The organism is Imbroritus primus (assembly GCF_964332355.1).
Lineage (GTDB): Bacteria > Pseudomonadota > Gammaproteobacteria > Burkholderiales > Burkholderiaceae > Imbroritus > Imbroritus primus.
The window spans coordinates 89,448-110,652 of sequence record NZ_OZ201294.1; the positions used below are offsets into that span (position 1 = coordinate 89,448).

The 21,205-nt window shown below is 61.8% G+C and carries 24 protein-coding genes; 14 read left to right on the forward strand and 10 right to left on the reverse strand.

The window, feature by feature from the left end:
• The first annotated feature begins 661 nt into the window (after positions 1–661).
• The 7 genes from ACQ3C8_RS15335 to ACQ3C8_RS15365 all read left to right on the forward strand — a co-directional run bounded on the left by ACQ3C8_RS15335 (position 662) and on the right by ACQ3C8_RS15365 (position 6,411).
• Complete coding sequence (locus tag ACQ3C8_RS15335) at positions 662–901, forward strand: RcnB family protein (RefSeq protein WP_428853242.1); 240 nt, start codon at positions 662–664, stop codon at positions 899–901.
• 159 nt (positions 902–1,060) lie between these two features.
• Positions 1,061–2,131, forward strand: a complete 1,071-nt coding sequence (hisC, locus tag ACQ3C8_RS15340) for a histidinol-phosphate transaminase (RefSeq protein WP_009522232.1) — start codon at positions 1,061–1,063, stop codon at positions 2,129–2,131.
• Positions 2,132–2,260: 129 nt separating this feature from the next.
• Positions 2,261–2,497: a FeoA family protein gene (locus ACQ3C8_RS15345; RefSeq protein WP_083840351.1), complete on the forward strand. Its 237-nt coding sequence runs from the start codon at positions 2,261–2,263 to the stop codon at positions 2,495–2,497.
• Between the two features lie 6 nt (positions 2,498–2,503).
• Positions 2,504–4,366, forward strand: coding sequence for a ferrous iron transport protein B (feoB, locus tag ACQ3C8_RS15350; protein WP_009522230.1), 1,863 nt, complete (start codon positions 2,504–2,506; stop codon positions 4,364–4,366).
• A gap of 1 nt (position 4,367) precedes the next feature.
• Positions 4,368–4,661, forward strand: a complete 294-nt coding sequence (locus ACQ3C8_RS15355) for a DUF6587 family protein (RefSeq protein WP_009522229.1) — start codon at positions 4,368–4,370, stop codon at positions 4,659–4,661.
• Positions 4,662–4,772: 111 nt separating this feature from the next.
• Positions 4,773–5,708, forward strand: coding sequence for a UTP--glucose-1-phosphate uridylyltransferase GalU (gene galU, locus ACQ3C8_RS15360; RefSeq protein WP_009522228.1), 936 nt, complete (start codon positions 4,773–4,775; stop codon positions 5,706–5,708).
• Positions 5,709–6,102: 394 nt separating this feature from the next.
• Positions 6,103–6,411, forward strand: a complete 309-nt coding sequence (locus ACQ3C8_RS15365) for an H-NS family nucleoid-associated regulatory protein (RefSeq protein WP_009522227.1) — start codon at positions 6,103–6,105, stop codon at positions 6,409–6,411.
• 94 nt (positions 6,412–6,505) lie between these two features.
• On the opposite strand, the gene galE is transcribed toward ACQ3C8_RS15365, so the two are convergent.
• Both galE and ACQ3C8_RS15375 read right to left on the reverse strand, forming a co-directional pair.
• A complete protein-coding gene (galE, locus tag ACQ3C8_RS15370) occupies positions 6,506–7,522 on the reverse strand; it encodes a UDP-glucose 4-epimerase GalE (protein ID WP_009522226.1) in 1,017 nt (338 codons plus the stop codon).
• 59 nt (positions 7,523–7,581) lie between these two features.
• Complete coding sequence (locus tag ACQ3C8_RS15375) at positions 7,582–8,574, reverse strand: tyrosine-type recombinase/integrase (protein ID WP_428853243.1); 993 nt, start codon at positions 8,572–8,574, stop codon at positions 7,582–7,584.
• A 202-nt stretch (positions 8,575–8,776) separates the two neighbouring features.
• Between ACQ3C8_RS15375 and ACQ3C8_RS15380 the strand changes: the two genes are divergently transcribed.
• From ACQ3C8_RS15380 to ACQ3C8_RS15395, 4 genes are all read left to right on the forward strand, one after another.
• Complete coding sequence (locus ACQ3C8_RS15380; RefSeq protein ID WP_009522224.1) at positions 8,777–8,971, forward strand: hypothetical protein; 195 nt, start codon at positions 8,777–8,779, stop codon at positions 8,969–8,971.
• Between the two features lie 422 nt (positions 8,972–9,393).
• Complete coding sequence (locus ACQ3C8_RS15385) at positions 9,394–10,518, forward strand: TRAP transporter substrate-binding protein (RefSeq protein ID WP_009522223.1); 1,125 nt, start codon at positions 9,394–9,396, stop codon at positions 10,516–10,518.
• Positions 10,519–10,580: 62 nt separating this feature from the next.
• Positions 10,581–11,162, forward strand: coding sequence for a TRAP transporter small permease subunit (locus ACQ3C8_RS15390; protein WP_009522222.1), 582 nt, complete (start codon positions 10,581–10,583; stop codon positions 11,160–11,162).
• Between the two features lie 13 nt (positions 11,163–11,175).
• Complete coding sequence (locus ACQ3C8_RS15395; protein ID WP_428853244.1) at positions 11,176–12,858, forward strand: TRAP transporter large permease; 1,683 nt, start codon at positions 11,176–11,178, stop codon at positions 12,856–12,858.
• A gap of 79 nt (positions 12,859–12,937) precedes the next feature.
• Here ACQ3C8_RS15395 and ACQ3C8_RS15400 read toward each other — a convergent pair whose 3' ends face one another.
• From ACQ3C8_RS15400 to ACQ3C8_RS15415, 4 genes are all read right to left on the reverse strand, one after another.
• Entirely contained in the window at positions 12,938–13,342 is a 405-nt protein-coding gene (locus tag ACQ3C8_RS15400; protein ID WP_009522220.1) for a helix-turn-helix domain-containing protein, read from the reverse strand.
• 227 nt (positions 13,343–13,569) lie between these two features.
• Positions 13,570–14,295, reverse strand: coding sequence for a peptidoglycan DD-metalloendopeptidase family protein (locus ACQ3C8_RS15405; protein ID WP_009522219.1), 726 nt, complete (start codon positions 14,293–14,295; stop codon positions 13,570–13,572).
• A 228-nt stretch (positions 14,296–14,523) separates the two neighbouring features.
• Complete coding sequence (locus ACQ3C8_RS15410; protein ID WP_009522218.1) at positions 14,524–15,318, reverse strand: phytanoyl-CoA dioxygenase family protein; 795 nt, start codon at positions 15,316–15,318, stop codon at positions 14,524–14,526.
• A 98-nt stretch (positions 15,319–15,416) separates the two neighbouring features.
• Positions 15,417–15,542, reverse strand: coding sequence for a four-helix bundle copper-binding protein (locus ACQ3C8_RS15415; RefSeq protein ID WP_428849553.1), 126 nt, complete (start codon positions 15,540–15,542; stop codon positions 15,417–15,419).
• Between ACQ3C8_RS15415 and ACQ3C8_RS15420 the strand changes: the two genes are divergently transcribed.
• On the forward strand, positions 15,495–15,791 hold the full coding sequence (locus ACQ3C8_RS15420; protein WP_428849555.1) for a hypothetical protein: 297 nt from the start codon (positions 15,495–15,497) through the stop codon (positions 15,789–15,791). The genes ACQ3C8_RS15415 and ACQ3C8_RS15420 overlap by 48 nt on opposite strands.
• A gap of 249 nt (positions 15,792–16,040) precedes the next feature.
• Here ACQ3C8_RS15420 and ACQ3C8_RS15425 read toward each other — a convergent pair whose 3' ends face one another.
• The 3 genes from ACQ3C8_RS15425 to ACQ3C8_RS15435 all read right to left on the reverse strand — a co-directional run bounded on the left by ACQ3C8_RS15425 (position 16,041) and on the right by ACQ3C8_RS15435 (position 18,066).
• Positions 16,041–16,649, reverse strand: a complete 609-nt coding sequence (locus tag ACQ3C8_RS15425) for an FMN-dependent NADH-azoreductase (RefSeq protein WP_009522215.1) — start codon at positions 16,647–16,649, stop codon at positions 16,041–16,043.
• Between the two features lie 289 nt (positions 16,650–16,938).
• A complete protein-coding gene (locus tag ACQ3C8_RS15430; RefSeq protein ID WP_009522214.1) occupies positions 16,939–17,556 on the reverse strand; it encodes an IMPACT family protein in 618 nt (205 codons plus the stop codon).
• A 15-nt stretch (positions 17,557–17,571) separates the two neighbouring features.
• A complete protein-coding gene (locus tag ACQ3C8_RS15435; protein WP_050981046.1) occupies positions 17,572–18,066 on the reverse strand; it encodes a surface-adhesin E family protein in 495 nt (164 codons plus the stop codon).
• Between the two features lie 241 nt (positions 18,067–18,307).
• Between ACQ3C8_RS15435 and ACQ3C8_RS15440 the strand changes: the two genes are divergently transcribed.
• Positions 18,308–19,060 (forward strand): sulfite exporter TauE/SafE family protein, encoded by a 753-nt coding sequence (locus ACQ3C8_RS15440; protein ID WP_009522212.1) that lies wholly within the window; start codon positions 18,308–18,310, stop codon positions 19,058–19,060.
• Between the two features lie 122 nt (positions 19,061–19,182).
• On the forward strand, positions 19,183–19,752 hold the full coding sequence (locus tag ACQ3C8_RS15445) for an acyloxyacyl hydrolase (protein WP_428853245.1): 570 nt from the start codon (positions 19,183–19,185) through the stop codon (positions 19,750–19,752).
• A gap of 31 nt (positions 19,753–19,783) precedes the next feature.
• On the opposite strand, the gene ACQ3C8_RS15450 is transcribed toward ACQ3C8_RS15445, so the two are convergent.
• Positions 19,784–21,082 carry a diguanylate cyclase domain-containing protein gene (locus tag ACQ3C8_RS15450; protein WP_428853246.1) on the reverse strand — a complete coding sequence of 433 codons (1,299 nt, stop codon included), beginning with the start codon at positions 21,080–21,082 and terminating at the stop codon, positions 19,784–19,786.
• Positions 21,083–21,205 lie beyond the last annotated feature (123 nt).

Below are 21,205 nucleotides of genomic sequence, written 5' to 3' on the forward strand. Positions count from 1 at the left end.
AACGCGCTGCGCGTGTCGCACACCCGCAACGCGAGCAAAATATTTTCCGGAGGGAGGCACCGAGAAGGCCAAACTCGGTGAATTTTCTTGAACCCTGCTGATCACAGGATGCGGCAGCGCAACGGCCGCCAAGCACGCCGCCGCCATAAAATGGAAGGTAGCCATATTCAAACTCCTAATCAGTTTGTTTGTGGTCAGAGGCGGACTTCCGCGCCAACGGATTCCCGCCTCGTTTCAATATATCAATTTCGCATAATTTACCTTATGTTAAATTAAATTCAGAGATACCAAACTGGTCTCATCCCCACCAAGTGGCCTCCCTGCTCCCTAGGCACGATTGTCCTATTGCCTTCATGCGATTGGCCATACTTTCCGCCGCTTGCCGGTCTGAAAGCCCTGGTGCTAGGCTAGAGACGCCACGCGATGGCCAAGTTCAAGACGCGGTTCATTTCCATAGGAGCACGCCATGCAGACACGCCGAATGGTGTTGAAGGTATTGATGATTTCCGGGTTGCTGGTGTCGTCGTCCAGCTTTGCGCAGCCTGGCCGCGGCGGTGGACATGGTGAACCGGGTCACGGTCATGGAAAGGGACCGGGTCATGGCAAGGGCGGACAAGGGCCACACATGAGAAACGGCCCGCCCCATGGGAGACACGACGGCATGCCGCCGGGCCATCGCCCCGGCGGGCCGGGTGCATCGGCCTATGCGCCTGGGCATTGGCGCAAGGGAGATCGGCTACCGCGTGACAGGTATGGCCGGCAATATGTCGTGGACGACTGGCGCGCTTATCGCCTGGCGCCTCCGCCGCGTGGCTATCACTGGATGAGTATTGGGGGCGATTTCCTGCTGGTGGCGATTACGACTGGCGTGATCGCGGAGATCGTGATCGGCGGCCGTTGAGCCGAGGCAGCCAGGCTGGTGGCATGCGCACTTCCGCCGTGCTGCGCGCCTGGCGTTCCCGGCTTTGTTCCTTGTCTTTCGCGGATGCAATAGAATCGTGGATGCCTGCCCTGCAGGCTTCCGCGCTGCCGCAGCCTTCCCGAAACAAAAGGAATACCAATGAGCCGTTACTGGAGTCCGATCGTTCATAAGCTGACTCCTTATGTCCCGGGCGAACAGCCCAAGTCGACCAACCTGGTCAAGCTGAACACCAACGAGAACCCCTACGGGCCGTCGCCGCGCGTGATTGCTGCGCTGCAGGCCGCCGTGGGCGATACGCTCCGCCTGTATCCGGATCCGGGTGCTTCGGCGCTGCGCGAGACGGTGGCGCGCTATCACGGGTTGTCGGCCGATCAGGTGTTCGTCGGTAACGGCTCGGATGAAGTGCTGGCGCTGGTCTTCCAGGCCCTACTGCGCCACGATGCGCCGCTGCTGTTTCCAGACATCACCTACAGCTTCTACCCGGTGTATTGCCGACTCTATGACATCGCCAGCGAAACGGTGCCGTTGACGGATGCCATGGCCGTTGATGTCGATGCCTACGCCAACCGTCCCTGCGGCGGCATCATCCTCGCCAATCCGAATGCCCCGACCGGTATTGCCCTGCCCTTGCCGGAGATCCGCCGGTTGCTCGAACAACATCCGGACCAGGTGGTGGTGATCGACGAGGCGTATGTCGATTTCGGTGCGGAATCGGCGATTGCGCTGATCCAGGAGTTTCCGAACGTACTGGTCGTGCAGACGCTGTCAAAATCGCGCTCGCTGGCGGGCCTGCGCGTGGGTCTCGCCTTCGGCCAGCAGCCCCTGATCGAGGGCCTGAACCGTGTGAAGGACAGCTTCAACTCCTATCCGATCGATCGGCTGGCCTTGGCCGGCGCGATTGCGGCGTACGAGGACGAAGCCTATTTCCAGTCGACCTGCAAGGCCGTGATGTCGTCGCGGGACTGGCTGACGGAGCAGCTTGAAACGCTGGGATTCCGGGTGCTGCCATCGGCAACCAACTTCATCTTCGTGACGCATCCCGAACACGATGCCGCAGCGGTGGCTGCCGGTCTGCGGACACGCAACGTCATCGTCCGGCATTTTTCACTGCCGCGCATCGCGCAATACCTGCGCATCAGCATTGGCACGCAGGAAGAATGTGCGGCCGTGGTCGAGGCCATGCGCGAAGTGCTGGCCGCTGTCCACTAAAACGCATCGCAAATGAACCCATTGAAAGGAGCCTGCGGGCTCCTTTTTGACTGGGCGGGCACGGCAATAGCCATCTGTGGAGTAATGACTATATAATAAGAATGATTTCTATTTACAACGGGTCGTAACATGCTGCTTTCGGAACTGGCGCGCAGCCAGGTGGGGATTGTCGACGCTGTGCATGCGCTTTCAGCGGATGATGTGATTGCACATCGCCTGCGTGATCTCGGCTTTGTTGCGGGAGAGCCGGTGCGGGTGGTTGCAACCAGCCCGTTCGGCGGCGATCCGATAGTCGTCCAGATTGGTTTTACGCGCTTTGCTCTGCGTCACGCGGAGGCTGCCCGTGTTCATTTGCGTTCCGCCTGACCGAGTATGTTGCCCTCTTCCCCTTCGATAACTGGCGCAGCCAGCCGGATTGCACTGATTGGTAATCCCAATTGCGGCAAGACCGCCCTCTTCAATCTGTTGACCGGTGGCCGCCAGAAAGTGGCCAATTACGCCGGCGTCACAGTTGAGCGCAAGGAAGGCCGACTTGTGACGCCTGCCGGCCGCGCCGTGCGCGTCATGGATTTACCGGGCGCCTACAGCCTGGAGGCTGCCAGCCCCGATGAGGCGATCACGCGGGATATCGTCCTTGGCGCACTGCATGATGAGTTCCAGCCGGACCTGCTGGTCTGCGTGGTCGACGCGACCAACCTGCGCCTGCACCTGCGTTTCGCACTGGAGATCCGCCAGCTTGGCCGTCCGATGGTGGTGGCCCTGAACATGAGCGATGCCGCAGCGCGGCGCGGGATTCGCATCGACCGGGCTGCACTGGAAACAGCACTGGGTGTGCCAGTGGTTGAAACAGTGGCCGTCCGCCGGGGTGGCGCAGCTGAGTTGCTGGCGTGCATCGATCGCGCCCTGCCGTCCGTGCCGGCACCGACCTCGCCTGGCGACGGCTTCGATGTGCACCAGGAAGTGAAGCGCGTGCTCGAGGCTGCGGTGACGATGCCGCGTGCCACAGCCGAACTCGATGAGCGCCTGGACCGCGTGCTGCTGCATCCAGTGCTCGGCCTGCTGCTACTGGCCGTGGTGTTGTTCCTGATGTTCCAGGCGGTGTATTCCTGGGCCGAACCGTTGATGGATGGCATCGAAGGCTTGACGGCGACCGCGGGCGAATGGGTCGGCGCAATGATGCCCGAGGGGTTGCTGAAAAGCCTAGTGGTGGACGGGCTGATTGCTGGCGTCGGCGGCGTGGTGGTATTCCTGCCGCAGATCCTCATCCTCTTCCTGTTCATCCTGATCCTTGAGGAATCGGGCTATCTGCCACGCGCCGCGTTCTTGCTGGATCAACTGATGTCGCGCGCGGGGCTGTCAGGCCGCGCCTTCATTCCCTTGCTGTCGAGCTTTGCCTGCGCGATTCCCGGCATCATGGCTGCACGTAGCATCCAGAATCCGCGTGACCGCCTGGTGACGATCCTCGTTGCACCACTCATGACCTGCTCGGCCCGGCTGCCGGTGTATGCGCTGCTGATCGGCGCATTCGTACCGGACCGTACCGTTGGCGGCCTGTTCAACCTGCAAGGCGTGGTGCTGTTCGCGCTCTACGTGGCCGGCATCGTTAGCGCGCTCGCGGTCGCCTACGTCATGAAATGGTACCGGTCCGCACAAGATGCCCATCCGCTACTGCTCGAACTGCCGTCGTATCGTCTGCCGCATCCGCGCGATATTCTGATCGGCCTTTGGGAACGGGCCCGCATCTTCTTGCGGCGCGTGGGCACCATCATCTTTTCGCTGACGGTACTGTTGTGGTTCCTCGCAAGCTTTCCGACGCCGCCCGACGGCTCGACGGTGCCGGCAATCGAAACCAGCTTTGCCGGCATGATCGGCCGCGGGCTGGAAGTGATATTCGCGCCGGTGGGCTTCAACTGGCAAATCTGTATTGCACTCGTGCCGGGCCTGGCTGCGCGCGAGGTGGTGGTGGGTGCGCTGGCGACGGTGTATTCGTTGTCGGGCTCCGAAGACGCCGCCGCCGCCCAGCTCATGCCCATGATCGCCGCACAGTGGCCGCTGGCCACGGCATTTTCGCTGCTGGCGTGGTTCGTGTTTGCACCGCAATGCATTTCGACGCTGGCGGTCATCCGCCGTGAAACCAACTCGTGGAAGATGATGGCGTTCGCCGCCGCGTACCTGACCGGTCTTGCCTATCTCGCCGCGTTTGTGACATACCGTGTGACGCTTGCCTTGAGCTGACATGTACCACGCACTTGAAATCGCCGTTGTTACGCTGGTGGTCGGCATCGCCCTGATGGCGGTGCTGAACCGCTATGCGCGTCCAGTCGTCCGGCCGCTACGCCGCACGCTGGCCCGTGCCCTGATGCGAGCGCCGGCCGGCAGCGCTCGGCATCGCCTCGGCATGCGATTTACCGATGACACTCCTGCAGCAGCCTGTGGCAGCGGATGTGGGGACGATAGCGGCTGCGGCACCTGCGGCTCGTCATCAACGGACACGCCCCACGCCATCAAGATCGTCCGCCATCGCCCCTGAACCGGGCAGCAGAGCGTACCCGTTTCTGCGTAATATTTCTGTATACGCCCTCCGCGTTCTGTTCTGGAACGCATCTTGCGATATTCCTCCTGTTCATTCTGAGGAGTCGCCATGCACACACGGATCACCAAGGCCGTTTTCCCGGTCGCCGGGCTCGGAACGCGCTTTCTTCCTGCCACCAAGGCCAGCCCCAAGGAAATGTTGCCGGTGGTCGATAAGCCGCTGATTCAATACGCCGTTGAAGAAGCTGCAGCAGCAGGAATGACAGAGATGATATTTATTACCGGTCGCTCCAAGCGGGCGATCGAGGATCATTTCGACAAGGCATACGAACTCGAGGCAGAGCTAGCCGCCAAAGACAAGCAGCTCTTGCTGGAAGCCGTGCAGTCCATCAAGCCTCGCAACGTGGAGTGCTTCTATATCCGGCAAGCTGAACCGCTGGGACTGGGACATGCCGTGCTGTGTGCGGAAAAGCTAGTCCGCGACGAGCCGTTCGCCGTGCTGCTGGCCGATGATTTCATCGACGGCAGCCCGCCCGTGCTCCGCCAGATGGCGGATCTTTACTCGCACTATCGTTGCTCCGTACTCGGGGTGGAAACCATCGAGCCGGAGAATAGCCGTTCCTATGGCGTCGTCGACGGTCGCCACTGGGACGACCGCCTGATCAAGCTTGACGGCATTGTGGAAAAACCTCTTCCGGAAGCGGCACCCTCCAATCTTGGCGTGGTTGGCCGTTATATCCTGACCGCGCGTATCTTTGACCATATCCGGGCCCTGCAACCGGGAGCCGGTGGCGAATACCAGTTGACGGATGCCATCCAAAGCCTGCTCGCAGAAGAGCAAGTGCTGGCGTACGAATACGAAGGCCAGCGCTTCGACTGCGGCAGCAAACTCGGCTACCTGAAGGCGACCGTAGAGATGGCATTGCGCCACCCCGAACTTGCCGAAGCATTCGCGGAATATCTCGCCCAACGCAATCTAACGCACCTCCCCGCCAAGACGGGCCCCGCCCTGGTGCGGATCGATCGGCTCGCGGAAGTCGCCTGAGACGTGGCCGGCAGGCGGCTCCGCAGAAACGGGTACACATTACGCGCTTTCAGCGCAGAAAGTAAATCTTTTAAAAGTTATTAAAAGAGATCTTTTCTTAACTTTTTACTTCTCTCCGAAGCAGCGATGGCACGCCTGTGATCCCCAACCTCCATTGAATGTTTCCATAGCGCTCACAGTGCTGAATATCAGCGAGCTCACCCTTATTCAATAATTCGTCCACCCTACTTGATGGGTAAATGTAAATACTGAGTCACCAAGAGCATTGTTGGTTGCGACTCAAAATTTTGCGTATTTCTCTGAATTATTGATTCAAGCGCATGACAATCCGGTGATTCAATGGCACACTGGGCGCGTCCAGGATAAGGACGAATCGATCAATAAAAGGAATGCAATGGCAAACTATCAGGATATTCTCAAGCAAATCGCAGAGTTGCAAAAACAGGCGGAAGAGATCAAGACACGGGAAAAATCATCCGTGATCAAGGAAATTACGGAAAAAATCGCGCAATACGGACTCACCGCTGAAGAACTGGGTTTCAGCAGCAAAGGCGGCAGCGCCGCAAAAAAACCGGTGCGCAAGGTTGCTGTCCGCTATCGCGATGCGGCCGGAAATACTTGGACTGGACGCGGCAAACGCCCGTCGTGGCTGGTGAAAGAACTGGCCAACGGTAAATCGGTGGACGATTTCCTGGTCGGGTAAGACGCTGCATCGCTGGAGCAATGGCCATTGCTCCAGCGATTGCTTACGGGCGGATAACCAGCAAGACCGGCGTTACCAAAGCCAGTCTGGTCCCTCAGTCGTTGAAACCGTCCGGATAAGCCGACTGCCAGCGCCACGAATCCCGGCACATGTCGTCCAATGTCTTTTCTGCGCGCCACCCGAGCAGTCGCTCCGCCAATGCTGGATTGGCATAACAGGTAGCAATATCCCCCGCCCTGCGCGCCACGATTGCATAAGGAATCGGGCGGCCGGATGCCTTCTCATAGGCGGCCACCACATCCAGCACGCTATAACCCTGCCCGGTACCCAGATTGACGGTGATGCCATGGTCCGCGCCTGCCAGATAATCGAGGGCGCGCAGATGACCACGCGCCAGGTCCACTACGTGGATATAATCGCGCACTCCGGTGCCGTCATGGGTCGGATAATCACCACCAAACACGCTGAGGCGCTCGAGCTTCCCCGCGGCCACGCGCGCAACATATGGCATCAGATTATTGGGAATGCCACGTGGATCCTCGCCCAGCAACCCGCTTTCATGCGCCCCCACCGGATTGAAATAGCGTAAGTAACCAATGCGCCACTTTTTATTGGCATACTCGAGGTCGCGCAGAATCTGTTCACACATCAACTTGGTTTGCCCATACGGATTGGTGGCCGACAGGGGAAAATCCTCCAGGATCGGTACCGTATGCGGATTGCCGTAAACCGTGGCGGATGAACTGAATACCAGGGTATAAATCCCGGCGGATTCCATGGCCTGGCACAGCGTCAGTAAACTACCGAGATTATTATCGTAATAAGCCAGCGGCATGGAAACCGATTCGCCAACCGCTTTAAGTGCAGCAAAATGCACAACCGCCTCGATCGCATGGTCACGCAGTATTTGATCCAGCAGCGCGCGGTCGCGCACATCACCCTGTACAAATACCGGTTTCATACCGGTGACCGTCTCGATGCGCCCGAGCACCTTGGGGCTGCTGTTGCAGAGGTTATCGATGCCGACTACCCGATATCCGGCTTGCAGCAACTCAATCCAGGTATGCGTTGCGATATAGCCGGTCGCGCCGGTCAGAAGTACGGTTTGCATGGGTTTACAGGTGCCTGAGAGGATGAGTGATTGTAGCGCAACGCTCAGGCCACCCTCGGTCACTCCGCAGCACGTGCGGGTGGGTGCCCGGCAAGGCGCGCCTGCCAGTCGCGATATGCCTGCACCAGCCGCCACCCCGAGGCCACATCCCGCATGCCGAGCTGGCTGGCAATTTCCTGAGGCGGCAGATCCTGTTCGATCAATAGCGCGCCATGCGAATTCCGCAAGGTCTGGGGCGACGCCCGCTCGCGCCTTGTTGAGAGAATGCCGGCTCCGTCCAGCCAGTGCTCGATACGCCGGTAGATCGAAGCGGCGTGCATGGCGCGGCCGGTGATGTTTGCAGGAAACAGCCAGCCTCCTTGCGTGCCGGCCGTTGCGCGCAGCGCGACCCAATGACGCAGTACCCCGGCAGCGAATGGCAGAACGACGGCCTGCCGTACCTGACCTTGTCTGCCGCGCGGTACAGTGATCTTGCTGCAGTCCGGCGCCAATGCCTCCAGCGTGAGCGCGCGGGCTTCTCCAACCTTGAGCCCGGCGCCCAGAAACACGGCGACCAACGCGGCGTCACGGCTGGCTTTCCAATCCGTCACACGGGTTGAATGAGCGCCCTGGCGTCCATCGGGCACCTGCAGCAGGATAATCAGATGCTCGATTTCCGCTGGCGCAAGAAACGCAGTCGGATCGTTATCACCTTCCGCGAGCCGCTCTCTGACGGCGCGGCTCGCAGGGTTGTGAGACGCTGCCTGAATATGCTGCAAATGATGAAACACACGCTCGATCAAACGGGCGTACCGATACCGATGCCGCTTCTCCAATCCGCCATCGTCAAGAAATTCACCAATATGGTGCGCTTGCCATCGTGGCAGCGCGAGCTTGCGTTCACCTGTCCAGCGCAACCATTTACGCCACATCGCTCCATAGACGGTTGCCGTGCTGGCGCGGAATCCCTGCATGGCCAACCAGTGCTCAAATGCCTGTTCAGGCCGCTGCAGCCAATCTTCCAGGTTTGGATCGAAGAGGCCGGAGCCCCCCATTATTTGCGAGTCAGGCATGATGTGGGCGAAACAAACGAACGGCGGTTAATTGCATTTTATGTCCTGCCACCCAAACTGGCAATGTCTGTTCCGCACCACACTTTCACCACAATGGAGCAGCGACTGGTGCATTGCACAAGAATGCTGCTATACTTAGGGTAATCCCTAAGAGGGAAATCCCTAGGTCAACGGACCGGGGCAACTTTAAGGAGTGCTTACCATGCAAACCCGCCAAGACGTCAAACTCACTGACCAACTCGAACGTGAACTGATCGCCCGCGAACTGAACGGTGACTTCCGTGACATGGCCGATCGCGACACGTCGCTCGCCGGCCTGTGGAACACGCTGCACGGTTTCGTGGCGCGTCTGCAGGCAGTCGCGCGCAAGGCCAACATCGCCTACGTGAACGGCTAAGTTTCGGCAGCGCCGATCCAGCCATCCAGGCACGTGTCGCCTGCCTCACCCGAGGCGCAAATCGCACCGATGCTGCGACAACGTACTGACTGATCCAGCCAGTCGCTACCCGGCGCGATGACTATGTCCGTCCTCCCTGAGGGGAGGCACGGACACCTTTCTTTCCCCTCCCCGCTCCACGACCACGCTCTCTGCCGCCATACCGCAGCCGGCAGTCATGCGCACCCGCGTCGCGGCGTGCGTCAGTGCTGACAGTTATCTGTCACTCCGGGAATTCCACGCCTTGTGCATGCCCAGCCGCCTCTCTACAATCGGTGTGCCATGACCAGCACCTTGGCTATGGCACACCAGCAACCAGTTTTGCCCGTCATCTGCAGGCAGGATCGGCATCATCCGGGCAAAAAGACCCGCGAGAGCCCCAGATGAAACGTCGTTCCTTTCTATTGAAGGCATCGGCAGCCGCCGTGGCCGGTACGGCCATGGCAGCCTGCAGCAAGAAAGAGCAGGCTCCAGCGCCTTCCGCAGCCCCCTCGGTGACGACCGGCAACCCAGCCATCGAGTGGCGACTGGCCTCCAGTTTTCCCAAGTCGATCGACACCATCTACGGTACGGCCGAGCTCTTCGCCAATCGGGTCAAGAGCCTGACCGACGGCAAGTTCAATATCAAGATCTTCGCCGCAGGCGAAATCGTGCCGGGCCTGCAGGTACTCGACGCCGTGCAGAACGATACCGTTCAGGTCGGCCATACCGCAGGGTATTACTACTACGGCAAGAATCCGGCCATGGCCTTCGATACGACGGTTCCCTTCGGCCTCACCACACGCCAGCAGAACGCGTGGATGCTGCAGGGCAACGGCATGAAGCTGATGCGGGAGTTCTTCAGCGATTACAACATCGTCAATTTCCTGGGCGGCAACACCTCCGCACAAATGGGCGGCTGGTTCCGCAAGGAAATCCGCACCGTGGCCGACCTCCAGGGGCTCAAGTACCGGATCGCCGGTTTTGCCGGCGCCGTGCTCTCGCGCCTGGGCGTGGTGCCGCAGCAGATCGCCGGGGGCGACATTTATCCGGCCCTCGAAAAAGGCACGATCGACGCGGCCGAATGGGTCGGCCCGTATGACGACGAGAAGCTCGGGTTCCAGAAGGTTGCGCCTTACTACTACTATCCCGGCTGGTGGGAAGGCAGCGCGCAGCTGTCGTTCTACGTGTCGGCAAAAGAATGGGCCAAGCTGCCGCCGCTATACCAGGCGGCCATCGAAACCGCATCGCTTGAGGCCCATACGCAGATGACGGCCAAGTATGACCACGTCAATCCGCAAGCCCTTGCCCGGCTGCTGGAAAACGGCGTGAAACTTCGCCCGTTCTCCCGGGAAATCCTTGAGGCGTGTTTCAAGGCCACGCAGGATGCCTATGCGGAAGAGCGCGAGAAGAACCCGGCATTCAAGAAGATCTTCGACGACTGGCGCGTATACCGCAACAATGAAGCCGCCTGGTTCAACGTCACGGAGCAGGCATTCGCGCAATTCAGCTTCCAGCACAAGCTGTAGGCCGCAGGACAGTCACCGAGGCTACCGACCGCATGTGGCGGTCATTTCAACCAGGAGGCGCCATGGCCGCTCTCATGGGACTATCACGGGCCATCGATGCCCTGAGCGAAGCCGTGGGCCGCTGGACCAGTTGGCTGGTTTTGCTGGCCGTGCTGATCTGCGCGGGCAACGCGCTGATTCGCTACAGCCTGCATATCAGCTCGAATGCATGGCTGGAACTGCAGTGGTACCTGTTCGCAGCAATCTTCCTGCTCGGAGCGGGCTACACGTTGAAGCGCGATGAACATGTACGCATCGATGTCGTCACCGGGCGCTTTCCGGAGCGCGTGCGGGTCTGGATCGATATCGGCGGGCTGTGCCTGTTCCTGCTGCCCATCAGTGCCGTCATCCTGTGGTTTGCCGCACCCTATGCATGGGACGCTTTCGTATCTGGCGAAAAATCCGGCAATGCCGGAGGTCTGGTGCGCTGGCCCGCGAAATTCCTGATTGTTGCCGGATTTGTCCTGTTGATCCTGCAGGCGCTCTCCGAACTGATCAAGCGCATCGCCTACCTGCGGGGCCAGCTGCCTGCTGCGATGTTCGGCCGCGCCGCCAATGGGCTGGCAGACGACGCGCCTTCCCCCTCCAACGACTTGCAACCGTGAGCGCGCGCCAGCCATGACGGAATTTCTCATCGCGAACATGGCGCCGATCATGTTCGTCTCGCTGGTGCTCTTTCTGCTGTCGGGTTTTCCCATTGCCTTCGCCCTCGCCGCGAATGGTCTGTTGTTCGGCTTCCTCGGCATCGAGCTGGGCCTGTTGCAACCAGCCTTGCTGCAAGCGCTGCCGAACCGCCTGTTCGGGATCATCGAAAACGACACGCTGCTGGCCATCCCGTTCTTCACCTTCATGGGCCTGATTCTCGAGCGTTCGGGCATGGCCGAGGACCTGCTCGATACCATCGGCCAGCTGTTCGGCCCCATCCGAGGCGGACTGGCCTATGCGGTGGTATTCGTCGGTGCACTGCTGGCGGCCACTACCGGCGTCGTGGCCGCCTCGGTCATTTCAATGGGCCTGATCTCGCTGCCGCTCATGCTGAAGTATCAGTACGACAAACGCCTGGCGACCGGCGTCATCGCCGCATCAGGGACGCTTGCGCAGATCATTCCGCCGTCGCTGGTCCTGATCGTGCTCGCCGACCAGCTTGGGCGCTCGGTTGGCGATATGTACAAGGGTGCATTCATTCCTGGCATGCTGCTGGCCGGGCTGTATATGGCGTATGTTTTCATCGTCAGCATGATCCGGCCGGCGGCGGCCCCTGCCCTGCCGCCCGAGGCGCGCATCTTCCGCGAGGCGGATGGCCGTTCCGGCGTGCGCTCGGTCCTGGTGCTGGCAGCCCTCGCCACGGCCACTGGCATCGTCACTGCGTTGCGCTACAAACCCGGCGGGCCGCTCGACGAGCGCCTGGTCGTCGCCATCGGCGCGGGCATTGCCCTCGCCTTCTGCATCGCGGTTGCCAACCGGGTGCTGCACCTGAATCTGCTGTCCAGGATGGCGGAGAAAGTCACGTTTGTCCTGATTCCGCCACTGGCGCTGATCTTTATCGTGCTAGGCACCATCTTTATCGGCGTGGCCACCCCAACGGAAGGCGGCGGCATGGGCGCATTCGGCGCGCTAGTGCTGGCGCTGGCCAAGAGGCGCCTGGCAATGCCATTGCTGCGGCAAGCCATGGAGTCGACCTTGCGGCTGTCGGCCTTCGTCATTTTCATCCTGATTGGCGCACGCGTCTTTTCGCTGACCTTCTATGCCGTCGATGGCCACCTGTGGGTCGAACACCTGCTGACTGCCCTGCCGGGTGGCCAGCTTGGCTTCCTGGTCGTAGTGAACATCCTGTTCTTCCTGCTCGCCTTCTTCCTCGATTTCTTCGAGCTGGCCTTCATCCTGATTCCGCTTGTCGGGCCGGTGGCCGACAAGCTCGGCATCGACCTGATCTGGTTTGGCGTGCTGATTGGCGTCAACATGCAGACGTCATTCATGCACCCGCCGTTCGGCTTTGCTCTGTTCTACCTGCGCTCCGTCGCCCCGCGCACCGTCAAGACCAGCGACATCTACTGGGGCGCGGTACCGTTTGTCGTCATCCAGCTCATCATGGTGGCGCTCATCATCGCCTTCCCTGCGCTGGTCAGTGTGGACAAGCACGCGCAACAGGACCGTTCGGTCGTGCGGGAACTGCAGTTGGGGGGAGATCGGAACCAGGAACGTGGCAGCGAAACACCGCGCGAATTGTCGTTGCCTCCGGCGGGCAACCAGGGAAATAGCGCGAGCGCGCCGAGTTTCGAATTTACGACGCCACGGCAATAACGGAAGCCGCATGCCCCGGATCACCGGGGCATGGACAGATGCACGCTGGCGCATGCCAGCGGATAGATTTCCAGCGGTGTCAGGCCTTGTTCAACGGCGGCGAGGAAGATCCTGCGCCGCCCGATGACCCGCCCGCACCGCCTGCAGTAGTACCACCATCCGCCGCGGGTGCGGCAGGCGCTCCGGCATCGCGCGTCAATCCAGCTGGCTGACTGGCGCCGCGCCGCCCGGCGCTTTCGTCAGGAATGGCATCGTTGGCCTGGAGGAACGCGGTGATCTCGGGACTCAAATGCTTCGGCACCATGAAGACATCCAGCCCCAGGGCATTGCAGGCCGACACGAACGTCGACATTCTTGGATCCGCCTGCCCCGACTCCGCACGCAGATAGGCCTCGCGAGAAATTCCCGCGCGTTGGGCCACTTCCTCTTGTTTGAGGCGGCGTGACTTACGCACTGCGCGCAATTGCTTGAATAGCTCACTCATGATGTGTGTCCCTGTTGCGCGGCTGCTCCTGGCAGCAACGTCCGCTCAAAAAACCATGTGTGGATCACATGCCCGGTCGAGCATCTTGCTATGCACACGGCAAGGGAAGCGTGCGCGATATTTCGTGCCCGTATGTGGACAATAGGACGTTTCAGGGAAAATCACAACGCTGGCAAACACTCAGATGTACTCTACCGTTACAGCGGTTACACGCGTGAAACATCAAGCTATCGCGGTGACAGAAAACGGGTCGGGTCGATCGGTTTTCCGTCACGGCGGAACTCGAAGTGGAGTTTCACCCGATCAGTATCGGAACTGCCCATTTCCGCGATTTTCTGGCCGCGCGCCACGGTCTCCTGCTCGCGCACCAGAACCTGCTCGTTGTGGGCGTAGGCAGACAGATAACGATCGTTCAGCTTGAGGATGACGAGGTTGCCATAACCGCGCAGCGGCCCGACATGGATGACACGCCCCTCGTGCGCCGCCAGGACCGGCTCGCCGCGTTCACCAGCGATGTCGATGCCGCGGTTCGATTTGCCATCGTAACGCCCGATGACTTGCCCGCGCGCCGGCCACTGCAACGAGAAACCCGCGCCAAGTTCACCCGCCGCCGCGTTCTCCCCCGCGCCTGCGGCTGCCGGCGGCACCGTCGCCACTGGCGTCGTGGCAGAACCCTCACCACTACTGGCCTGCGCTGTCGGCGGCGCAACCCGCAAGACCTGCCCCTCCTCGATGCGGTTCGCGTCAACCAGGTTATTCCAGCGCACCAGGTTGGCCACGCGCTGGCCGTGCTTGGAGGCGATCCGGTACAGCGTATCGCCGCGCTGTACGCGGTAGTGGCCGGGCTCCACCGGCCCGGAAGACAAGGAAGAACAGGCTGTCAGCACAGCCAGGAGGCTCGCCGGCAGAGCCATGCGGCAGGCCACCAGAATACGGGACGACATCAGGGTCATAACTCTCCAAACCGGTTGGGGCGGATCGGTCGACGTGCGCGCGCACGTGGGACAGGCTGGACCGATCAGAGCGCAGGGAAACGTGAAATACGGGCACACCGCATCTTGGCGGCAACCAAGCCGTTATGGTACCGCACACCTTTTCCGGGCCGCCGGGCAGCAGGCTGACGCCCCGCCACTTGCAGCGGGTACCTCGCGCAGCCGGGCCGAGCTTCGCCGGTGATGGAATCAGGATGGGTCAGCCGAAGCAGGTACCGCCACGCTGCCGCCCGCCTCGGTCCGCGAACCGGGTACCGGCTGGTTGCCTGCACCGTAGTAGGTAAAGGCGACCGACATCTTGACGCGCTCGCCCTCATTGCGGCCGGCACTGTGAAACAGTCTGCTGTCGAACAGCAGGACGTCGCCGGCCTGCAGGGGGACTTCCATCGCCCGCGCCACCAGCGCCGCACTGTCCGGGTGCGACTCGACCAGGAAGCTCAGGGAATCGAGCTGGCCAGGTGCCAGCGCAACCTGATGGGAACCAGGAATGACACGTAATGCCCCATTTGTCGCATCTTCCGGACCCAGCGCCAGCCAGGCCGTGATCAACTGTGGTTGCACAAAGGACCAGTAGCGGTTGTCGCGATGCCAACCCGTCGCCGTTCCGTAACGCGGGTGCTTGGTCATCACCGCATTGTGGTGCGCCAGCGTCAAATACAGCGGCGCGCCCAGCAATTGCCTTACTGGGTCACACACTTCCGGTGCGAAGGCCCAGTCGCGAAACACCGCGCCGCGTCCAAACGTACCACGCAACCGCCGCACGGTCGTACCGCCCTCGGCGGCACGGCTGGGGGGCGCGCCCGGGTAGCCGAGATCGGCTTCGTATTCGAGCGGCGGTATATGGTTCTGCAACTGGGCGCCGGCCGCCGCCGCAAGTGCCGTGCACGTGGCCGGACTGGCGCGGTGCGGCAGAACAAGGAAACCATCAAGATCGAAGCGGGCGACCTGGTCGGGAGTCAACGCGCAGGAAACAGGGGGATTCATAAGAGGTCTTGTCGTGGTAGCGACAATATAGCGCATTGCCCCTTGGCACGGGTGCAGGCATCATCCACCCGGCCCTGCAACTGGCCCGCCCGGCAGTCTCACGCAACGGTCATTGCACGACATGCCTCTGCACAACTCCGGCACGCCTGGGCACATTGCTGGCAATGCGCTGCTTCATGGCGCGCGCATTCGGCCGCGCACAGATCGCAGATACCGGCGCACAAGGCACAGATCTCGCCAAGCAGCAGACCCCGCCGCGCCATCACCGCGGCGGCGGTACGGCAAAACGTGGCGCAATCGATATTGTGCCGGATACAGGTCGCCATGGCGTTGGCCTGGCCTTCGGACAGGCACGCCGCCGCGCAGTGATCGCAGGCGACCGCACAGCCATAGCACGCGCGAATACATTGCTGGAGCGTTTCCGTTTGCATGGGTTCCTCCTTGCGAGCAGGTATGAAATCGATGCTCACTGACAAGCAAGTCCGGGACCGTCTTGCGGAATACCTCGACGGCGGCAATCCAGCGCAGCCCGCGTCGCGACAATCAGTGGAAGAAGAACGCGACGATGTAAAAAATGCCGGTAACAGATGCACCGGCCGCTACAACGCAGGCGTGCCGGACGCCTTGCGCCGGCTCGGCCTCTTCAACGGCAGGCGGCCCGGTTCACTGACCGGGCCGCCGCACCTGAAGAACGAAGAACAGCCACCAGGGCTGCCCAAGGCTCAAGCCGCCTGGAGTGTTTCCACCACGGAAAGGGCCTGGGCCATGCCCGCCTGGGCCGACGCCTCGCCCAGTGCCAGACCTTCGGCGCGCACGACGGTGACATCGGTGATGCCGATGAAGGCCAGCATCTGTTTGACGTGCGGCACCATGAAATCGGCTGCCGCAGCAGGACCGCTGCTGTAGATGCCGCCCGTCGCCGCCAGGATGATGGCGTGCTTGCCGGTCACCAGGCCCACGGGGCCGTCGGCGGTGTAGCGGAACGTCCGGCCAGCCTGCAGGACGTAGTCGAACCACGTCTTGAGTTGTGCGGGTACGCCGAAGTTGTACATGCCGGTAGCGATGACCACGGTATCGGCCGCCTGCAATTCGTCGATCAGGGCCGTGACCCGATCCGCCTGGGCTTGCTGCTCGGCGGATCGGCCATCCGCTGCCGAGAACAACGCACCCAGCAGGGCGCCATCCAGCGGCGGCAACGGGTCGGCACCCACATCGCGTGTGGCGACGACGTGCCCGGCGGCCTGCACCTGCGCTTTCAGGCGTGCCGCCAGTTGACCGGAAGCCGAAGCTTCGCCACGCACACTGCTCTCAATAAACAAATACTTTGACATTTCGATCTCCATCTGAATCAGCTTGTATGGTTGAACTATAGGGTTTCGCCATCCATGCTGGTTGGGCATCGATTGAATTAATTCATCAAATTATTTGACTATCTGTGCAGCCGCGGAGGCACGGCCGTGCGGACACTGGCGCTCGCGCCGTGCACGGTGGGTGGGATCGGACGTCTCACCGCATGCCCTTGGCAGCACCTTTACCGCGAATACGCGGTGGCGACATCTCCGGCCCGATGCGTGGATATGAGACAAGTGAATTGCCAGGCGTACGCGTGCAGCGTGCACGCTACCGGTGACCGGAAGCCTCGTCCGCCCCGGCATCGCGATCCCATGACAGCTGCCCGTGGCTCGCCTCGGTCATGCGGTGCATGAAGTCGGCAACGTCCCCCTCGGGTAGCGCGAATTCGAACTCAACCACGCCACCATGGGCAACACGCAACAGTTCAGCGCCCGCCGCTTCGAGGCTGCGACGCAAGACGCCTTCGAACGCGTATGGCACGCTGCAACCCACCGTACGCTTGCGCACCAGGAGCACTTTGTCGGCCTCCAGCAGCGCCTGTGCAACGGTATCGGTATAGGCGCGCACCAGGCCGCCCGCGCCCAGCTTCACGCCGCCGAAGTAGCGCACCACCGTCGCGAGCACGCCTTCGAGATCATGATGGCGCAGCACATCGAGCATTGGCCTACCCGCCGTTCCGCTCGGCTCGCCATCGTCGACTGCCGCCGATTCACCGCCTGCCATCAAGGCCCAGCACACATGCGCCGCGCCAGGGTGGGCCGCGCGCAAGGCGCTCACACGCTGCAAGGCAGCCACACGACCAGCCACCGGTTCGACACAGCCGATGAACCGGCTCTTGCGGATCTGCAGATCGCTATGCGCAGGCGCGGCAAGGGTCAGAGGCATGCCGTCGCTTGCCGCTTATCGTGCAGAGCAGAAACGCGACGCCAGCTGGGCCAGGGCGCCATTCTCCGTGACGGGCCGCGCCTTGCCACCCGGGTAGCGGAACGTCATCAGCGGCTTGCCGGCCGCATAGCGCTTGCCGAACAGCGACTGCTCGAAGACGGCATAGGTTGACGACAGGCAGTCGAACACCACGCGCTTGAGCGACGAACGGATGGTCTCGCCGTGCGCGGTGCGTATCACGCCATCGTCACCGGCCGCCGATGGCAGATTGCGCATCAGGACCAGTCCCAGCTTGGTGCCATCGTGGACGACCGACTGGCGATCGAGATAGAGCACACGCCCGGTCGGACCCATCCACGACATCCAACGTTCAGGGTTGGGATTACCCGTGGCAGCCGGCGCCACCAGTTCGCACCCTGACTGCGCACGCCCCAGGAACGCCACGCCGCCATCTGGCGTGTGGCACAGAGACAATGCAGAACGCGGCGTCGCGGCGGTATCGGCCGCCATTGCGGGGCTGGCAAGCCCTCCTGCCGACAAGACAACACAGCAAACAACACGACGGACAGAGAACATGGCGGGACTCCGGCAACATGGCAATATGGGACGATGACGGCACGCTGAGGCCATCGCATGAACGCCATTTTAACGGCAAGCGCAAATCACACCTGCATCCGGCCCCGGCAATGCGCATGAATTGGGTGCACAATACCGCCTTCGCCGCTCGAGTCTGCCTCCCGTTCACCGCTTCATGACTGTCGTTTCCTTTATCGCCGATGTTGTGCTGGGCGCGGCCCTTGGCGTGATGGGCGGTCTCTTTGGCATCGGTGGCGGCGTGATCGCCATCCCGGTCCTGGGCCTGGTGTTCGGCATGAATCAACCCCTGGCGCAGGGTACGGCACTGGTCATGGTCGCGCCCAACGTGATCGTCGGTTTCTGGCAGTATCACCGGCGCAACCACCTGGACATGCGCATGGTCGCGCTCCTCTGCCTGTCAGCCATCCTGTTCACGTATCTGGGCGCCCGCATGGCCACGGTGGTCGATGCCGATGCGCTGCGCACCGCCTTTGCCTTTTTCCTGATCGCGCTTACCGCTTTCTTCGCGTGGCGGTTGCTGCGCGGCCGCGCCACGCGGGCGCGAGTCGTTCTGGCAAGGCCCTGGGCCATCGTGGTCGGCATGCTTGGCGGCCTGACCTCCGGCCTTTTCGGTGTCGGCGGGGGCGTCATTGCCGCGCCAGCACTGACCGGCCTGTTCGGTGTGACACAAGCCGCCGCACAGGGTTTTTCGCTTGCCCTGGTGTCACCGGGAGCCCTCGTGGCATTGGGAACCTATGCCGCAGCCGACCTGGTCGACTGGCATACCGGTATTCCGCTGGCGCTGGGCGGCATACTCAGCATTCCGTGGGGTGTCGCGCTCGCCCATCGCCTGCCGGAGCGCAAACTGCGATTGCTGTTCTGCGGGCTGCTGCTCACCACGGCGCTGCTCATGCTGCAATCCCGCTGACAGGTTATCCGCACAGCGGGACTGGATATTGCTTGCCGAACCTGCAGGCAACGTTTTAAAGTCTTTGCAGCGGTCACGCGCTGCATCCTAAACAACAAATAACGAAAACCAGGAAGGTCACTATGTTCGCCCAACGTCCCGCCCAGTTGCGCCACTGGCTCGCCGCCGCCGTGCTCGGCGCTACAGCCACCGCCGCGCAGGCGGATCCATTCGTCCCCGTACCGGCCGTACAGGTCCTGGTCGGCCGCGATGCCGGCAAGGATATCGACAAGACGGAACTAAACCTGATCTGGGATACCGGCTGGAAATGGGGCAACCCGCAAGGCTGGCAACTGAATCTCGATGTGGAGCTGGCGCTGGCGCACTGGAATGCCAAGAGCGGCACCAATCGCCGCAACCTCTTCGAGGCCGGTGTTTCACCGATGTTCCGACTGGAGTATCGCGGTTGGAGCGTAGTGCCCTACCTTGAGGCCGGTATCGGCGTACGCGGTCTCTCGCACACCAGTGTGTCGGACGAGCATCGCTTCAGCACCGCCTTCCAGTTTGCCGACACGATCGGGGTCGGCGTTTCCATGGGCGACCGGCAGCAGTTCGCGCTCGGCTATCGCTTCCAGCACATCTCCAACGCCAACATCAAGCGGCCGAATCCCGGCGTCGACTTCAGCCAGGTGTACCTGCGCTACCGTTTCTGAATATGTCAGTACGCGGGAACGACAGGCGGCGTCATTCCGCCTGTTGCAACATCGCGAAGGCATCATAGGTCGCGCAGCAACCCTTGCCCTTGCGCTTGGCCGCATACATGGCGATGTCCGCACAGCGGAGTAGCGACTGCGCATCGGTGGCATGATTTGGAAACAGTGCAATCCCGGCACTCGCCTCGAGCCGCACGCTACCGCTACCGATCACGATCGGCTGTGCCAGCTCGTCAAGCAAACGGTCCACCGTCTGCTCGACCGCCACGCGGGACTCGCAGCGTGTCAGTACCAGCACGAATTCATCGCCACCCACGCGCGCCACGGTATCGTGTCCGCGCATGGAAATCCGCAGCCGCTTGGCGGCGACCTGCAGCACCACATCGCCAACGCCATGGCCATGGCTGTCGTTGATGCTCTTGAAATTGTCGAGATCAATGAAGACAACCGCCACCGTCTCGCGTGAACGACGCGCGGCGTTCAGCGCAACGAACAGCCGGTCCTGCAGCAGACGCTGGTTGGGCAAGTCTGTCAGCACATCGTGGAGGGACAGATGCCGCGCCTGCTCCTGTTCGCGCCGACGGGCAGTGATATCGAGATGCGTGCCAGCCGCGCGCGTCGCCTCGCCTGTCGCGCTACGCGCCACGACGCGGCCCCGGCCCAATACCCAGCGCCAGTCGCCTGCGCGGGTCCGCATGCGATACTCGGCTTCGAAACGGTCGGTTTCGCCGCGCACATGTGCCTCGAACGCCTTGGAGACACGCCCGATATCGCCAGGATGGACAAGATCACGCCACGCCCCCAGCTTGGCCGGCAGCTCATCCGGCTCGTAACCGAGCATGGTGTACCACTGGCGGTTGAGCACCATCGCTCCCGTCCGCAGGTCGCAGTCCCACGCACCCAGGCCCGCGCTTTCCAGCACGAGCGTCAGGCGCTGCTCGGCCTGACGCAACGTCAGTAATTCTTCATGACGGGCACTGATATCCTGGAATTGCAGGATGCGCGCGGCTGGCGCATCATTGGCATCCAGCAGGACGCAGGTTACTTGCACCCAGACCGGGTGACCGAGGCGATGACGCCAGCAGGTAACAAGGGAAACACCGGGCAACAGGCCGGCCATGGAGGGGTCGGGAGGCGCATCCTGGTGGTGGTCGTCGTCCGGGCATGCCAGACAACGCAGGGACAGGCCGACGAGTTCGGATTCATCGTAGCCGAGCATCGCGCAACCAGCCGGATTGACGAAACACAAGGTACCGTCGAGCGCCAGCCCGGCAATGCCTGCGGGCAACTGCCGATATATCGCTTCATACCAGGACTGCTTTTGCTTCATGCGACCCGCCAGCCCGAATCCCGCGCGGTTACCCGCGCCCCCAAGGTGCCGTGACCTTAGCGCCAAACTATGACGCTGGCACAGTCAATATGCCGTATCTATTTCCTAAATCGATACAAAGAT

Coding starts and splice junctions, on each gene's coding strand:
- ACQ3C8_RS15335 (WP_428853242.1), top strand. CDS start 662: ATGCCGCCGGGCCATCGCCCCGGCGGGCCGGGTGCATCGGCCTATGCG.
- hisC (WP_009522232.1), top strand. CDS start 1,061: ATGAGCCGTTACTGGAGTCCGATCGTTCATAAGCTGACTCCTTATGTC.
- ACQ3C8_RS15345 (WP_083840351.1), top strand. CDS start 2,261: ATGCTGCTTTCGGAACTGGCGCGCAGCCAGGTGGGGATTGTCGACGCT.
- feoB (WP_009522230.1), top strand. CDS start 2,504: ATGTTGCCCTCTTCCCCTTCGATAACTGGCGCAGCCAGCCGGATTGCA.
- ACQ3C8_RS15355 (WP_009522229.1), top strand. CDS start 4,368: ATGTACCACGCACTTGAAATCGCCGTTGTTACGCTGGTGGTCGGCATC.
- galU (WP_009522228.1), top strand. CDS start 4,773: ATGCACACACGGATCACCAAGGCCGTTTTCCCGGTCGCCGGGCTCGGA.
- ACQ3C8_RS15365 (WP_009522227.1), top strand. CDS start 6,103: ATGGCAAACTATCAGGATATTCTCAAGCAAATCGCAGAGTTGCAAAAA.
- galE (WP_009522226.1), bottom strand. CDS start 7,522: ATGCAAACCGTACTTCTGACCGGCGCGACCGGCTATATCGCAACGCAT.
- ACQ3C8_RS15375 (WP_428853243.1), bottom strand. CDS start 8,574: ATGCCTGACTCGCAAATAATGGGGGGCTCCGGCCTCTTCGATCCAAAC.
- ACQ3C8_RS15380 (WP_009522224.1), top strand. CDS start 8,777: ATGCAAACCCGCCAAGACGTCAAACTCACTGACCAACTCGAACGTGAA.
- ACQ3C8_RS15385 (WP_009522223.1), top strand. CDS start 9,394: ATGAAACGTCGTTCCTTTCTATTGAAGGCATCGGCAGCCGCCGTGGCC.
- ACQ3C8_RS15390 (WP_009522222.1), top strand. CDS start 10,581: ATGGCCGCTCTCATGGGACTATCACGGGCCATCGATGCCCTGAGCGAA.
- ACQ3C8_RS15395 (WP_428853244.1), top strand. CDS start 11,176: ATGACGGAATTTCTCATCGCGAACATGGCGCCGATCATGTTCGTCTCG.
- ACQ3C8_RS15400 (WP_009522220.1), bottom strand. CDS start 13,342: ATGAGTGAGCTATTCAAGCAATTGCGCGCAGTGCGTAAGTCACGCCGC.
- ACQ3C8_RS15405 (WP_009522219.1), bottom strand. CDS start 14,295: ATGACCCTGATGTCGTCCCGTATTCTGGTGGCCTGCCGCATGGCTCTG.
- ACQ3C8_RS15410 (WP_009522218.1), bottom strand. CDS start 15,318: ATGAATCCCCCTGTTTCCTGCGCGTTGACTCCCGACCAGGTCGCCCGC.
- ACQ3C8_RS15420 (WP_428849555.1), top strand. CDS start 15,495: ATGGCGCGCGCATTCGGCCGCGCACAGATCGCAGATACCGGCGCACAA.
- ACQ3C8_RS15425 (WP_009522215.1), bottom strand. CDS start 16,649: ATGTCAAAGTATTTGTTTATTGAGAGCAGTGTGCGTGGCGAAGCTTCG.
- ACQ3C8_RS15430 (WP_009522214.1), bottom strand. CDS start 17,556: ATGCCTCTGACCCTTGCCGCGCCTGCGCATAGCGATCTGCAGATCCGC.
- ACQ3C8_RS15435 (WP_050981046.1), bottom strand. CDS start 18,066: ATGGCGGCCGATACCGCCGCGACGCCGCGTTCTGCATTGTCTCTGTGC.
- ACQ3C8_RS15440 (WP_009522212.1), top strand. CDS start 18,308: ATGACTGTCGTTTCCTTTATCGCCGATGTTGTGCTGGGCGCGGCCCTT.
- ACQ3C8_RS15445 (WP_428853245.1), top strand. CDS start 19,183: ATGTTCGCCCAACGTCCCGCCCAGTTGCGCCACTGGCTCGCCGCCGCC.
- ACQ3C8_RS15450 (WP_428853246.1), bottom strand. CDS start 21,082: ATGAAGCAAAAGCAGTCCTGGTATGAAGCGATATATCGGCAGTTGCCC.